The organism is Saccharothrix algeriensis (assembly GCF_016907655.1).
Taxonomy (GTDB): domain Bacteria; phylum Actinomycetota; class Actinomycetes; order Mycobacteriales; family Pseudonocardiaceae; genus Actinosynnema; species Actinosynnema algeriense.
The window spans coordinates 1397816-1412099 of the sequence record NZ_JAFBCL010000001.1; the positions used below are offsets into that span (position 1 = coordinate 1397816).

General features: G+C 76.7%; 10 protein-coding genes. 5 read left to right on the forward strand and 5 right to left on the reverse strand.

The window, feature by feature from the left end; translation table 11 throughout:
• Positions 1-8 precede the first annotated feature (8 nt).
• The 3 genes from JOE68_RS05930 to JOE68_RS05940 form a co-directional block, all read right to left on the reverse strand.
• Entirely contained in the window at positions 9-698 is a 690-nt protein-coding gene (locus JOE68_RS05930; protein ID WP_204841327.1) for a DsbA family oxidoreductase, read from the reverse strand.
• Positions 699-950: 252 nt separating this feature from the next.
• Complete coding sequence (locus JOE68_RS05935) at positions 951-2612, reverse strand: FAD-binding dehydrogenase (RefSeq protein WP_204841328.1); 1662 nt, start codon at positions 2610-2612, stop codon at positions 951-953.
• Complete coding sequence (locus tag JOE68_RS05940; RefSeq protein WP_204841329.1) at positions 2609-3553, reverse strand: alpha/beta fold hydrolase; 945 nt, start codon at positions 3551-3553, stop codon at positions 2609-2611. The genes JOE68_RS05935 and JOE68_RS05940 overlap by 4 nt, the downstream gene beginning before the upstream one ends.
• 1294 nt (positions 3554-4847) lie before the next feature.
• Between JOE68_RS05940 and JOE68_RS05945 the strand changes: the two genes are divergently transcribed.
• Positions 4848-6218, forward strand: coding sequence for an NsdA family TPR-like regulatory protein (locus tag JOE68_RS05945; protein ID WP_204841330.1), 1371 nt, complete (start codon positions 4848-4850; stop codon positions 6216-6218).
• A 56-nt stretch (positions 6219-6274) separates the two neighbouring features.
• On the opposite strand, the gene JOE68_RS05950 is transcribed toward JOE68_RS05945, so the two are convergent.
• Positions 6275-8041 (reverse strand): alpha-keto acid decarboxylase family protein, encoded by a 1767-nt coding sequence (locus tag JOE68_RS05950; RefSeq protein ID WP_204841331.1) that lies wholly within the window; start codon positions 8039-8041, stop codon positions 6275-6277.
• A gap of 189 nt (positions 8042-8230) precedes the next feature.
• Here JOE68_RS05950 and JOE68_RS05955 point away from each other — a divergent pair, with 189 nt between their 5' ends.
• Positions 8231-8593 carry a transposase gene (locus tag JOE68_RS05955; RefSeq protein ID WP_204841332.1) on the forward strand — a complete coding sequence of 121 codons (363 nt, stop codon included), beginning with the start codon at positions 8231-8233 and terminating at the stop codon, positions 8591-8593.
• Here JOE68_RS05955 and JOE68_RS05960 read toward each other — a convergent pair.
• Positions 8580-10304 (reverse strand): long-chain-fatty-acid--CoA ligase, encoded by a 1725-nt coding sequence (locus tag JOE68_RS05960; RefSeq protein ID WP_204841333.1) that lies wholly within the window; start codon positions 10302-10304, stop codon positions 8580-8582. The genes JOE68_RS05955 and JOE68_RS05960 overlap by 14 nt on opposite strands.
• A 548-nt stretch (positions 10305-10852) precedes the next feature.
• Here JOE68_RS05960 and JOE68_RS05965 point away from each other — a divergent pair.
• From JOE68_RS05965 to JOE68_RS05975, 3 genes are read left to right on the forward strand one after another with little or no spacing between them, the layout of a single operon-like run.
• Complete coding sequence (locus JOE68_RS05965; RefSeq protein WP_204841334.1) at positions 10853-12277, forward strand: PHA/PHB synthase family protein; 1425 nt, start codon at positions 10853-10855, stop codon at positions 12275-12277.
• Between the two features lie 59 nt (positions 12278-12336).
• Positions 12337-13473, forward strand: a complete 1137-nt coding sequence (locus tag JOE68_RS05970; protein WP_204841335.1) for a Leu/Phe/Val dehydrogenase — start codon at positions 12337-12339, stop codon at positions 13471-13473.
• A complete protein-coding gene (locus JOE68_RS05975; protein WP_204841336.1) occupies positions 13470-14258 on the forward strand; it encodes an SDR family oxidoreductase in 789 nt (262 codons plus the stop codon). The genes JOE68_RS05970 and JOE68_RS05975 overlap by 4 nt, the downstream gene beginning before the upstream one ends.
• Positions 14259-14284 lie beyond the last annotated feature (26 nt).

The window sequence follows — 14284 nt, forward strand, 5'->3', positions numbered from 1 at the left end:
CGGACCGCTCACGGCGCGGTCGCGGCGGCGCGGCGGACCAGGTCCGCGTACACCCCGGGGTCGTCGTGCTCGACCACCGGGAACCCGGTGTCCGGCTCGCCCACCCACTTGAGCCCGACACCGGGGTTGAGCACGTCGTGCCCGTCGGCGAAGAACAGGTGCGGGCAGCCCCGCACCGCGTCCCGGTTGGCCCGGTAGTCGCGCATCATCGGCCCGCGCGCCCGCCCGTCGTCCAACGCCTCGCCCAGCGCGTCGGCGTCCACGTTCGGGCACTTGCGGGCGATGTCGACGATCTCGTGCCGCAGCGACACGCACCGGCTGTCGCGGAACAGCGCCGTCCGCAGCGCCAGGTCCAGCTCCTCCGCGGCGCGCGGCGACTGCTCCTTGGCCGCGTGCACGGCCTCGCTCGCCGGCGCGGTGGTCACCGGCCACGTGGCCGGGTCCGCCTGCCAGAGCTTCCAGCCCAGGTCGGGCTCCAGCGCGCCGACCGCCGGGATCTCCGACTCCACGAGCCTCTTGGGCGTCGGGACGCCGTTGACGTCCTCCAGCAGGAAGGTCCGGTGGTCCAGGCTCACCCGGTCGACCAGCCCCGCCTCCTCCCGCGCGCGCAGCAGCCGCACGACCGCCACCGTCGACCACGGGCACCCGATGTCGGTGTAGATCACGATCGTCCCGGGCCGGACCTCTGGGCGTGGCACGTCTCCACCTCGTATTCAACGTCGACGGCGAACTCGGGACAACCAAGTACCGCAGGAGGCGCGACGGGCGCAACGCGACACCCGGCCGGGCGGTGGCCGCGCCCGGCCGAGCGCGGCCCACCCCGCGTCCCGGCCGGGCGCGGCCCACCCACGACCGGGCTGCCGGCGGCTCACCCAGACCCGGCCGAGCGCGGGCTCGCCCCACGTCCCGGCCGGGAGCGGGCTCGCCCCCGCGACCCGGCCGGGCGCGGCTCAGCCCACGTCCCGGCCGAGCGCGCGGCCGGCCGCCCGCCCGGAGAAGACGCAGCCGCCCAGGAAGCCGCCTTCCAGCGCGTTGTAGCCGTGCACCCCTCCCCCGCCGAACCCGGCCGTCTCGCCGGCCGCGTACAGGCCGTCGACGACCGTCCCGTCCGGCCGCACCACCTGGGAGTCGAGGGTGGTCTGCACCCCGCCCAGCGTCTTGCGGGTGAACACGTTGAGGCGGACCGCCACCAGCGGCCCGTGGGAGGGGTCGAGCAGGCGGTGCGGCCGGGCGGTGCGGGTGAACCGCTCGGGCAGGTACGAGCGCACGTTGCGCAGGGACATCAGCTGCATGTCCTTGACGTAGTCGTTGCGCAGCTGGCGGTCGCGTGCCGCGGCCTCCCGCTCCACCTGCTCCGGCTCCAGCGGCGCCTGGGGGGTCAGCCCGTTCATCGCCTCCACCAGCGCGGGCAGCGTCCGGCGGATGACGACGTCCTCGCCGCGTTCGAGGAAGGCGCGCACCCTGCCCATCAGGCTCTTCTTCAGCCGCAGCGGCAGCAGCGCCCAGTTCTTGCCGGTCAGGTCGGGGTTCTGCTCCGAACCGGACAGGCCGAACTCCTTGTCCACCATCGAGTGCGTCATGATCAGCCAGGAGTGGGAGTGACCGCTCCGCACCACGTGCTCCAGCGCCCGCAGCTCGGTGTGGCCGGGGAACACCGGCGTGGGCAGGCGCCGGCCGGTCGCGTCCAGCCACAGCGGCGACGGGCCGGGCAGGAGGTGCACCGCGTGCTGCGGCCAGACCGGGCTGTGGTTGCGCAGGCCGTCGGGGTAGTGCCACATGCGGTCCAGGTTGACCAGCGCGCCGCCGGCGCGTTCGGTGATGCCGAGCATCCGCCCGTCGACGTGCACCGGCACCCCCCTGAGCAGCGTCGCGGGCGCCGGGCCGAGGCGGTCGGTCGGCCAGTGCTCGCGCACCAGGTCGAAGTTGCCGCCCAGGCCGCCCGCGGCGACCACCACCGCCTGGGCCCGCAGTTCGAACTCCCCGACCACCTCCCGCGAGGAGGGCACGCCGCGCGGCTCGGCCGAGGGGACCAGCAGCGAGCCGCGCACGCCGACCGCGGCGCCGCCCTCGACGATGATCTCGTCGACCCGGTGCCGGTGCTCGAAGGTCACCTGCCCGCGCGCGGCGGCGGCGAGCACCGGCTCGCGGAAGACCCGCACGAGGTCGGGTCCGGTGCCCCAGGTGTAGTGGAACCGGGGCACGGAGTTGCCGGTGCCGGTCGCGAGGCCGTCGCCCCGCTCGGGCCAGCCCACCAGCGGGAGCAGGCGCAGCCCGCGCCCGTACAGGTAGCTGCGCTTGTCGCCGGCGGCGAAGTCCACGTACGCCTCGGCCCACGCGCGGGCCCAGCGGTCCTCGCGGGCGCGGTCGAAGCGGGCCGAGCCCAGCCAGTCCGACAGCGCCAGCTCGGCCGAGTCCCGGATGCCCAGCCGGCGCTGCTCGGGGCTGCCGACCAGGAACAGGCCGCCCTGGGACCAGTGCGCCTGGCCGCCGAGGTTGGCCTCGTTCTCCTGGTCCACGACGACCACCCGCCGGCCGGCCCGGGTCAGCTCGTAGGTGGCGACCAGGCCGGCCAGCCCGGCGCCCACGACGATGACGTCCGCGGCGTCGCTCATGACCGGCCTCCCCCGACCAGCGGACCGGTGTCGTCCCCACCGGCGGCCACGTCGACGGCGGTGCCCGGGGTGGCGGCTCCGGCCAGGAAGGGCAGGACGGCTCCCAGCAGGGCTTCGGGGGCTTCCACCGGCAGCAGGTGGCCGGCGCCGGGGAACAGCCGCAACCGCCCGCGGCGCAGCCTGCGCCGGGCGGCGATCCCCTGCCAGAAGGGCACCATGAGGTCGCCCAGCCCCCAGGCGACCAGGGTGGGCATCGACAGCTCCGGCAACCGGCCGAGGGCCAGGTTGCGCTGCCCCAGTGGGCCCACCGAGGCGCGCATGGAGTTCAGGCTGGTGGTCAGCGAGCCCGGCGTGGCGACGGCCTGGACCTGGCTGGACCACCACAGCGCGGACATCCGCCACGGCCGGCGGGCCCCGATCAGCGCCGTCCCGCCGACGAGCGCCTTCGGGCCGAAGGGCAGCACGGGGATCAGCCGCACGGTCAGGTCCCCGAGCGGGGTGACCGACTGCACCACCATGGCCGGGTTGATGGCGCGGCCCATGCCGGAGGGGCTGACCAGCACCAGCGCCGAGAGCCGGTCGGGCCGCTGCAGGGCCGCGGTGACGGCCACGCCGCCGCCCAGCGAGTGCCCGACGAGGGCGTGGCGCTCCAGGCGGAGCGTCCGGGTGAAGGCGTGGACGAACGCGGCGAGCGCCGCCGGGGAGCTGTCGGGGATCGGCTTGGTGTAGCCGTAACCCGGCAGGTCCACGGCGACGGCCCGGTGGTGGCCGGCGGCGAGGCCCTGCAGGACGTCGTGCCACTGCTCGGCGACACCGCCCTCGCCGTGGAGCAGCACGACAGGGCTTCCCCTGCCCGCTTCCAGGTAGCGGGTCTCCGTGCCGTCCACGACCGTCCAGTGCTCTTCCACTGCGTGCGCCCGCCCTGTGGTGGACGTGGTCATCGCGATCTCCTGTTCCCGTCATCCGGCTGCGCGGAAGCCGCGGGCGGTGCGCGCGGGCGCCGGGGCGCCGGCTGCGGCACCGTCTCGCCGCGACGAGTGAAATCCGTCAGCCGGAAGGTATTCGCGCGCCGTGCGCCGCCGGCAGGCGTGCGCGACGCCATCGGGAGCGCGCCCGCGGGGTGGTGCGCGCGCTCGCTCGCGCGGCGGCGCCCGCGGGGCGCGCGGTGCGAACGGGGGGCGCGCGCCCTCGCCGCCGGACCCCCTCCGCCCGCGCGGTGGTGGCGCGGCCCGGGTTCGCACCGATCCGGGGCCGCACCGGTCCGGGGCCGCACCGGTCCGGGGCCGCACCGGTCGTCCGGTGAACGGCCGCGCGCCGCGCGGCGGGGCGGGCCCGCGACCGGGCTGGGCCACCGGCCTGGAATTCCCCGCGAATGGGTGCCGCGCGCCACCCGCCGCAGCGTTCGGCCGGTCCGGTCATCCCGTCGGCCTAGCCCGCTTGTCGACACCGGGGCCCGAACGGGTTACTTTTTACCGGAGAACGCGCGAAACGCCCATGTTCACCCCATCGGCTTATATCCAAACCCCGCGCCGCTTCGCCTAGCATAACTTTAACCCTGAACGAAATGACGCTCTCGCCAATGGGGTGAGCAATGGGAGAAGCAGAGTCGGGCACACCACGGGAACGGGAGCCGGCATCGGGTCAAATGTGAACCGGGCGGCCACCGCGCCGCCCCGGCTCCGGGCGACCGCCCGGGCGGGGCGTGCCCGCGGGCGGTGACGCGCTCGCCCACCCGGCGCTCCCGGGCGGGGCCGACCACCGGCCGTGACCACCAGGTCGCAGCCACCGGTCGCAGCCACCGGTCACGACCTGCGGTCGACCGGTGCGACGCCGCTCCCACCGCGCGGCACCCGCCGACCGGCGCCGCGCAGCGCGCCGCGACCCGCTCCCGGGACCGGCGGGCGCCGATCCCGCCGGCGCCCGCCGAACGGCGCCCGGACCACCGCTTCGCCTCGGCCGGGCATTCCCCTCCCCGGCCCGCCGGCCGGAATCCGGTGGCCGATCGAAACCGGGGAGGGAGTCCGCGCAGCGCTGCCGGGCGAACGACCGACCCGCATTCGCGAACACGGCCGCCGCAGCGACCGGAAGCGCTGGACCACGCCCTTAGAAGGCACGTGGCCCCGCATTTTCCGGCCGGTCGCCGACCGGTGCTCCGGGTAACCGCCGAACCGGTTGCGGAACAAATCCGTCCGCCCCGGGTCCGCCCAGGGGAAATGCGAAGGAGACACGAGAGCTATGGGCGTACGACCGCCCGCTGGCCGGAAGTCGAACGAGCGGCTGCGCGCCGTGATGGAGGAGGCCGGGTGCTCCAACACCGGGCTGGCCCGCCGGGTCAACGTCTGCGGCGCCGAGCACGGGGTGGACCTGAGGTACGACAAGACGTCGGTCGCCCGGTGGCTGCGCGGCCAGCAGCCGCGGGGCCGCGCGCCCGTGATCATCGCCCAGGCGCTCGGGCACAAGCTGGGCCGCGTGGTGACCGTCGAGGAGATCGGCATGGCGCAGCCCCACGGCGCGGCGCCCGCCGCGGGGCTGCGGTTCGAGCCGGTCCTCGCCGGCGCCCTCCGCCAGGCGCGCGCCCTGTGGCACAGCGACGCCGACCGCGCCGGCCACCCCGCCGGCGAGCGGCTGTCGCCCTCCGTGCTCGTCCAGCCCAGCCGCGACTGGCTGATCACCGCACCGGACGCCGCCGTCGCCGGTCGCGGGCCGGCCGCGGTCGGCGCGGCGGACGTCGCGGCGGTGCGGGCGACGACCGCCGCGTTCGCCGACCTCGACCACCGCTTCGGCAGCGCCCTCATCCGCCCGGTCGTCGTCCACTACCTCGACAGCGTCGTCTCCCGGCTGCTGGGTGACTCCTACGGCGAGTCCACGGGCCGGCAGCTGTTCACCGCCGCGGCCCGGCTCACCGAGCTGGCCGGCTACCTGGCGGTCGACACCGGGCGACCCGGTCTCGCGCAGCGCTACTACATCCAGGCCCTGCGCCTGTCGCAGGCGGCGGACGACCGCGGGATGGGCGGCTACGTGCTGGCCGCCGGCATGAGCCGGGTGGCCCTGGCGCTGGGCAGCCCCCACGAGGCCGTCCAGCTCGCCCGCGTGGCGCTGGAGGGCTCACGCGGGCGCAGCACCCCGGCGGTGCGGGCGGTCTGCCACGCGGCCGAGGCCCGCGGCCACGCCCTGCTGGGCGACGCGCGGGCCTGCGAGCGGGCCACCGGGCGGGCGGTCGAGGAGCTGGCGCAGGGCGACCCGGCCGAGGAGCCGGAGTGGGCCGCCCACGTCGACCGGGCGCACCTGGCCGAGGAGCTGGCCCGCTGCGCCGCGGACCTCGACCGGCCCGCGACCGCCGTGCGGTGGGCCCGGGAAGCCCTCCAGGGCTGCCCGCCCGGCCGGTGGCGGCGGCGGGCGCTCCGGCTGCTGCTCCTGGCCTCGGCGCAGGTGCGCGCGGGCGACGTCGACCAGGGCCACCGCACCGCGACGCAGGCCGTGGAGGTGCTGCGGGGGCTGTGCTCCGCGCAGTGCGCCGACGAGCTGGAGGACTTCCGCGGCCGGCTGGAGGCGTCGGGGTGGCGCGCGGAGGCCCGCGAGCTGGTCGCCGGGGTAGACCGCGGCTGAGCGCGCGGCCCGGGGGCCCGGCCGCGCGGGCCGGGCCCCCGGGAGCCTCCCCTCGCTCAGGGCACCCACCTGGCCCGGTCCGGCCTGTTGACGACCATGCGCTTGAGCGCCGCCGGCACGTCGTCCTTGCCGACGAACACCTCGACGAGGACCATCCGGTCGGTGGTGCCGACCGCGCGGGCGAGCGCGCGGTCCAGCGCGGCGGGCGTGCGGGCGGTCAGCACCAGCGGGTTGCGCACCCCCAGGGCGGCCGGGACGTCGGCCCAGCGCCAGCGCGGGATGTCGTTGTAGACGGCGCGCAGGCCGTGGGTGATCCGCTCGACGGTGTAGCCGTCGTTGTTCACCAGCACCACGATCGGCTTGACCCGGTGGTGGTCGAGGACGCCCAGCTCCGACGCGGTGAGCTGCGCCGCGCCGTCGCCGATGAGCAGCAGCCCGCGCCGGGCGGGTTCGGCGAGCTGGGCGCCGAGGAGCGCGGGGATGCAGTAGCCGATGGAGGCCCACAGCGGCTGGGCGACGAACCGCGCGCCGCGGGGGAAGCGGCGGTCCGCGATGCCCAGCATGGCGGTGCCGTTGTCGGCGCACACGACGTGTTCGGGCCGCACGGCGTCGCCCACGGCCTTCCACAGGTAGGACTGGGTCAGCGGGAGCACCGACCCGCACACCTTGCGCCCCACCGCGAGGGCGGACTCCTTGATCGCGGCCGGCAGGTCCGCGGCCGGCAGGTTCCCAGCCGGCGGGTCCGCGGCCGACGGGTCCGCGGCCGGCCGCTCGGGTCCGACCGCGGCCGGGCGCCGTTCGCCGACCAGCTCCGCCAGCACCGCCAGCGCCGCCGCCAGCGGCACGCCGGGGAAGGCGACGCCGTCCACCGCGGCGGCCGTCGGCCCGAGGTCGATGCCCTCGCCGGGGTCGAACTCGTGGGTGAACTTGCCGGTGGTCGTGTCGGCGAGCAGCACGCCCGCGCGGATCAGCAGGTCGGCCCGGTCGATGGTGGCGCGGACCGCCGCCCCGCTCATGGCGCCCGAGTACAGCCCGAGGAACCCCGGCGCGCTCTCGTCCACGACGGTCTTGCCCGTCGCCAGCACCGCGTGCGGGAAGGAGCCCGCCGCCAGCAGGGCGGCCAGTTCCGCGCGGGCGTGGAACCGGTCGACCAGGAAGTCGGCCAGGACCGCGACGCGGCGGGCCGCGGCGAGCCGCCGCGCGGCCGCCGCGCGGAACGCCGCCAGGTCGGCCGCGTCGGCCGCCTTCGGGTCGGGCGCGTCGAACGGCGCCGCCGCCCCGGCCGGCGCCAGGGCGACGTCGCGCGGCACCCGCAGGTACCCGGGGCGGCTCTCGCGCAGGCAGGTCGCCAGCACGCGGTCGACCTCCGCGAGCGCGTCACCGGGCCGCAGCACGGCGTCCGCGCACACCACCTGGCGGTGCGCGCGGGCGAACCGGTCGAAGTCCCCGTCCCCCATCGTGTGGTGGACCACGCTGCCGGCCTCTTCGGTGGCCGTCGTGGGCCCGAGGACGACGTGGAGCAGCGGGACGCGTTCGGCGTACGCGCCGGCCACGCCGTTGATCGCGTTCAGCTCGCCCACCCCGAAGGTGGTCAGGAGCGCGCCGAAGCCGTTGGCGCGGCCGTAGCCGTCGGCGGCGTACGCGGCGCTCAGCTCGTTCGCCGTGCCGACCCAGTCCACCCTCGGGTGGGCGACCACGCGGTCGAGCACCCGGAGGTTGTAGTCGCCGGGCATCCCGAACAGGTGCCGCACCCCCAAGGCGCTCAAGCGGTCCAGGATGTGGTCCATCACCGTGGCGGGCGTTTCCGGAGTGCTGGTCGTCATGTCTGGTCTCCTTCCTGGTCGCCGCCGGCGGGCGCGAGGCGGCATCGGGTGTGTCCGGGGCTCAGGGGTGGCGCGCGGGTCCGGGGCGCGCGTCCGGGGGCGCGGGGGTGGCGCGGGGCCTGCCCGGTGGCCGGCGAACGACCCCGGACCGCCTTGTCGGGAACGCGGCGGGTGCCATGCTTCGGCGCTGTGGAAGGAAATCTGCCCGGACGACTGGTTCCCGATCCACTGTGGACGGTCGTCGCACCGCTGCTGCCGGGGTTCCGCCCCCGTCCGCAGGGCGGCGGGACCGTCCCGCGCGCCGGTCGCGAGGTCTTCACCGCGGTGGTGTTCGTCCTGACGAGCGGGTGCGCCTGGCGCGACCTGCCGCCGTCCTTCGGCGTCCCGCCGGCGACGGCGCACCGCCGCTTCACCGCGTGGGCGGAGGCGGGGCTGTGGGAACGGCTGCGGCGGGCGCTGGCCCGGGAGCCGGGCCTCGGCGCCGACCGGGAGTGGGCGGCGGCGATCGTCGACGCCGCGCTGTCCCGGCGCGGGCGCGTCACATCCCGATGAGCCCCGCCCGGCCGGTGGCGCCGGACCCGCCGGGCCGCCTGCCCAGGTGCACGACGTCGAGCCGGCCCTGCGCGTACTGGTCCTGGAGGCGCCGCTTGTCGTACTTGCCCACCGAGGTCTTGGGCACCGGGTCCACGACCACCCACCGCTCGGGCACCATCCACGAGTCGACGCGCCGGCTGACGAAGTCGCGCAGGTCCTCCAGCCCGACGCCGGCCGCGCGCCACGACACCGCCGCCAGGGGCCGCTCGCCCCAGTGGTCGTCGGGCACGGCGACCACGACCGCCTCGGCCACCGCCGGGTGCTCCGCCAGGACGTTCTCCAGCTCCACGCTGGAGATGAACTCGCCGCCGGACTTGATGACGTCCTTCGCGCGGTCGGTGAGCGTCAGGAAGCCCTCCGGGGACACCTTCCCGACGTCGCCGGTCCGCAGCCAGCCGTCGGGGGTGAAGCTCTCCGCCGGCCGCTGCGGCGGCGCGCCGACGCCGCCGTGGTAGGCGCCGGTCACGCAGGGCCCGCTGACCTGCAGCTCACCGGTGGTCGCGCCGTCGGCGGGCAGGACCGCGCCGTCCGGGCCCACGACGCGGAACCGGACCGACACCGGGAACTGGCCCTGGCTGACGCGGTAGGCCCAGTCCCGCTCGGCGTCCGCGCCCCGCGGCGGCAGCGCGGTGGTCGCCAGCGACGACGTCTCGGCCATCCCCCAGGCGTGCAGGAGTTCGACCCGGTGGCGGTCCCGGTAGGCGGCCATCAGCGCGGGCGGGCAGGCCGAGCCGCCCACGAGGCCCCGGCGCAGGCTCGACGTGTCGCGAGGGCGGGCGTCCAGCTCCGCCAGCAGGGACGTCCAGACCGTCGGCACCGCGGACGCGAAGTCCGGCCGCCCGGCCTCGACGATGCGGGCCAGGGACGCGGGGGTCGTGTGCCGGTCGGCCAGCAGGAGGTCCGCGCCGGTGGAGAACGCGGCGTGCGGCACGGTCCAGGCGTTGACGTGGAACATGGGCGCGATCGGGAAGGCGGTCCGGCGGTGGGTGAGGTCGTAGCGGTTCGGCGCGGCGACCTGGAGGCAGTGCAGGTAGATCGACCGGTGGCTGTAGACGACGCCCTTGGGGTCCCCGGTGGTCCCGGAGGTGTAGCACATCGTCGCGGCGGCGCGCTCGTCCAGCCCCTCGTCCCAGGGGTAGTCGTTCGGCAGGCCGTCGATCAGCTCCTCGTAGTCGTGCACCTCGCCGGCGAACCCCTCCAGCGCCGCGGGGTCGACGGGGCCGGTGACGACGATGTGCCGCACGGTGGCCGACAGCCGGGGCAGCACGGGGGCGAGGGCGTCGACCAGGCCCGCGTCCACGACGATCACCTCGTCGCCGGCGTGCCGGGCGGTGTAGGCCAGCTGCGCGGCCGGCATCCGCACGTTGAGGGTGTGCAGGACCGCGCCCATGGCGGGGACCGCCAGGAACAGCTCCAGGTGGCGGGAGTTGTTCCACATGAAGGTGCCCACGACGCCCTGCTCGTCCTCCGGCCGGGCGCCGACGCCCACCCCGAGCCGGGTGCGCAGCGCGTGCGCCAGGCGGGCGGCCCGCTCGCCCACCTCCGCGTACGTCCTGCGGTCGAAGCCGTCGCCGTTCCAGGTGGCCGCGGTGGAGGCGCCCTGGACCGTCGAGCCGTGCCGCAGGATGCGGGCGATGGTCAGCGGGGTGTCCGACATGGTGCTGTGCATGGATTTCCTCCGGATCGGATGTCGCTGCCGGGTTGGTCCGGACCGCCGGGCGCCCGCAAGTCCTCGCCGCCGAACGTAGGCCGCGCCCGCACCGCCTGTCGCCCTCGCCGGAGGTCTCGCGTGGCGGCCCGCGCGACGCGCTCGTCGCCGTGCGCCTGTGCCGCGGGAAGAAAGGCCGGATCAGCGTTTTGCCGTGGTGCGGCGCATTCCGCCCCGTTTCGCGGGCCGTGCCCGGGAAAGCGCCGAGCGGCTTCGGGCGATCCGGGTCGTGCCACGTCACCGGGCGTCCCACGTGGGACGCGTCCCCGTTGTCGCATTCGGTTGCGCGGCCGGGGGATCGCGCGCTCCCCCGCACCCCTGCCGCGCGCCCTGCGCCCTCCCGGGCGACGGGGCGCGCCACGGACCCCCAACGCGCCTGCCGCCGCGCTGCGCCCGGTTCTACGTTTCTGCCACAGGACGTGGATGCCACCGGACTTCCGCCCGCTCCGCGCGGGGTGCATCCGACACCACGACGTGAAGGCCGACCGGCCTGGCGAGGAGCGCGACCGGTGAACCCGTGCAGCAGCAACGCCCCGACGACCGAGGGATCGACGCGGCACGGGGAGCGGCGCGCCAGGGCGCCGCTCCTGTCGGCACGGCGCCGGGCGCAGGCGCGGTTGTTCGCCCGGCTCCTCGCCGATGCCCTGGACCCGGCGAACTTCCTGCTGGGCAACCCCGCCGCGCTGCGCCGGGCGGTGGCCACCCGCGGCACGAGCCTGGCCCGGGGCGCGGGCAACTTCCTGGACGACCTGGTGCGCCGGCGGGGCCGCCCCGCCAAGGTGCCGCCCGGCTCCTACCGCCTGGGCCGGGACCTGGCGGCCACCCCCGGCCGGGTCGTGCACCGCGACGACCTGGTGGAGGTGATCCAGTACGAACCGCGGACCGGCGAGGTGCACCGCACGCCGCTGCTGCTGATCCCCGCGTGGGTCAACAAGTTCTACATCTACGACCTCGCGCCGGGCCGCAGCCTGGTGGAGTGGGCGGTCCGCGAGGGCTTCACGGTGTTCGCGATCAGCCAGCGCACCCCCCTGCCCCGGCACGCCGACGTGGGCCTGGACGAGTACTTCCGACGGGTCCCGCTGCGCGCCTGGGACGTCGTGCGGGAGATCACCGGCTCACCGCGGGTCCACCTGGTCGGAGTGTGCGCCGGCGGGGTGCTCGCCGCGTCCCTGGCCGCCTGGCTCGCGGCGGGCGACGAGGAGGGCGCGGCGACCCTGACGCTGCTGATGTCCGCTCTCGACCACACCCCGCCGGACGGCCGCGACGACCCCTGGTCGACGGCCGAGACCGAGGCGCTGACCCGGCTCCTGACCAACCGGGAGGGGCTCGTCGACGGCGGGAGGGTCGGGCTGCTGTTCGACCTGCTGCGCTCGCGGGACACCGTGTGGCGGCCCATGGTCTCCGGCTGGCTGCTGGGCGAGCGGCCGAAGCCGTTCGACATCTGGGCGTGGAGCGAGGACGCCGTCGACGTCCCGCCGGTCCTCTTCGGACAGACCATGCGCATCGCGGCGGACAACGTGCTGGCGCGCGGCCGGTTGCGGCTGGCGGGGCGGCCGGTGGACCTCTCCGCCGTGACGCAGGACGCCTTCGTCGTGGCCGGTTCCCGCGACCACATCGTGCCCTGGGAGGCGGTCTACCGCAGCGCGCGGCTGCTCGGCGGCGACGTCGCCTTCCACCTGGTGCCCTCCGGGCACGTGGGCGGCATCGTCAACCCGCCGCGCCCCGCGGCGCGGTACCGGACCGGCTCGGGCCCGCTGCCCGAGGACGCCGCGGTGTGGGCCGCGCGGTCGGCGGCGCGGCAGGAGTCCTGGTGGTCGGCCTGGTCGCGGTGGCTCGCCACCCGCTCGGGCCCGCGCGTGCCCGCCCGGCCCGCGGGCAGCGCGCGACACCCCGCCGGCGCCCCCGCGCCCGGGCGCCACGTGCGGGCGCGGTGAGACCGCGCCGCCGGGTGGGCGGGGCACGGCATCGAAGTCGCTTTCCGAGGAGGAGCACCATGAACACGTTCACCAGCAGCGCGCCGGCCGCGGCGCTCGGCCCGGTCCCCTTCGACCACGAGCAGGTCGTGCTGTGCCAGGACGCGGCCTCGGGGTTGAAGGCGGTCATCGCCCTGCACTCCACCGCCCTGGGCCCGGCCCTGGGCGGCGTCCGGTTCCGCGCCTACGCCGACGACGAGGAGGCGGTCGTGGACGCGCTGCACCTCGCGCGCGGCATGTCCTACAAGAACGCGGTGGCCGGGCTCGACTTCGGCGGCGGCAAGGCCGTCATCATCGGGGACCCGGCGCGGGACAAGACCGCGGAGCGGCTGTCGGCGTTCGGCCGGTTCGCCGCCTCCCTGGGCGGCCGGTACGTGGCCGGGTGCGACCTGGGCACCGACGCGGCGGACCTGGACGTCATCGCGCGCACGTGCCGGTGGACCGTGGGCGGTTCGCGGGTGGGAGCCGGCGCGGCCGACGGGTCGATCTTCACCGCCCGCGGCGTGGTCCAGGCCATGCGGGCGGCGGCGCACCACCGCTGGGGCACGGCATCGCTGCGGGGCCGCTCGGTCGGCGTGGCGGGGCTGGGCAAGGTCGGGTACCTGCTGGTCGGGCTGCTGGTGGCCGAAGGCGCGGACGTGGTGGTCACCGACGTGCTCGACGGGGCGGTCCGCCGCGTCGTGGACAGGTTCGGCCAGGTCGTCGTGGTGGACGACACCGAGGCGCTGCTCCGGTTCGAGGGCCTGGACGTCTACGCGCCGTGCGCGGTGGGCGGCGCGCTGGACCCCGAGGTCGTGCCGGTGATCACCGCCGAGGTCGTGTGCGGCGCGGCGAACAACCAGCTGGCCGAGCCCGACGTGGAGCGGCGGCTCGCGGACCGCGGGGTGCTCTACGTCCCGGACTACGTCGTCAACGCCGGCGGCGCGATCCACGCCGCCGGCGACCTGCTCGGGCACTCGCCCCAGCAGGTCGCCGACGGCGTCGAGCGGATCTTCGGCACCACGCTGGCCGTGCTGGAGCACGCCGAGTCCGAGGGCCTCCTGCCCGGCGCCGCCGCCGACCGGATCGCCGAGCGGCGCATGGCCGAGGCGCGGGCGCGGGGCGCCCACCGGGGCGCCACCACCGCCCACGGAGGGCCCGCGGGGGGCCGGGCGTGATCCTCGACCTCTTCCGGCTGGACGGCCGGGTCGCGGTCGTGACCGGGGCCGGCCGGGGCATCGGCGCGGCCAGCGCCGTGGCGCTGGCCGAGGCGGGGGCCGACGTGGTGCTGGCCGCGCGCGCGGAGCCCGACCTGCTCGCCGTGGCCGAGCGGGTGCGGCGCGCCGGGCGCCGGGCGCACGTCGTGCCGGGCGACCTGGCGGACCCGGAGGCCGCCGCGGCGCTGGCCACCCGCGCCGACGCCGAGTTCGGGCGGATCGACGTGGTGGTCAACAACGTCGGCGGCGGGCTGCCCAGGGCGTTGGCGCGGACCACGCCGGAGTCGCTCGTCAAGGCGTTCCGCTTCAACGTCTCCACCGCGCACGCCCTGACCCGGGCCGCGGCCGGGGTGATGCTGCGCGGCGGCGGCGGCGCGGTGGTCAACGTCTCCTCGGTGGTGGGCCGCGTCGCCGGCCGGGGCTTCCTCGCCTACGGCACGGCCAAGGCGGCGGTGGCCCACTACACCCGGCTCGCGGCGGCGGACCTGTCGCCCCGGATCCGGGTCAACGCCGTGGCGCCGGGCACCGTGCGCACGTCGGCGCTGGACGCGGTGGTCGGCGAGGACGCGCTGCGCACCCGGGTCGAGCAGGCGACGCCGCTGCGGCGGATCGGCACGCCGCTGGACGTCGCCGCCGCGGTCCTGTACCTCGCCTCGGACGCCGGCGCGTACCTGACCGGGAAGGTGATCGAGGTGGACGGCGGGTTGCAGGCCCTCAACATCGACCTCGGCCTGCCCGACCCATGACACCGGGCCGCCCGGGAGGCCCGGCG

Coding starts and splice junctions, on each gene's coding strand:
- JOE68_RS05945 (WP_204841330.1), top strand. CDS start 4,848: ATGGGCGTACGACCGCCCGCTGGCCGGAAGTCGAACGAGCGGCTGCGC.
- JOE68_RS05970 (WP_204841335.1), top strand. CDS start 12,337: ATGAACACGTTCACCAGCAGCGCGCCGGCCGCGGCGCTCGGCCCGGTC.
- JOE68_RS05950 (WP_204841331.1), bottom strand. CDS start 8,041: ATGACGACCAGCACTCCGGAAACGCCCGCCACGGTGATGGACCACATC.
- JOE68_RS05960 (WP_204841333.1), bottom strand. CDS start 10,304: ATGCACAGCACCATGTCGGACACCCCGCTGACCATCGCCCGCATCCTG.
- JOE68_RS05935 (WP_204841328.1), bottom strand. CDS start 2,612: ATGAGCGACGCCGCGGACGTCATCGTCGTGGGCGCCGGGCTGGCCGGC.
- JOE68_RS05940 (WP_204841329.1), bottom strand. CDS start 3,553: ATGACCACGTCCACCACAGGGCGGGCGCACGCAGTGGAAGAGCACTGG.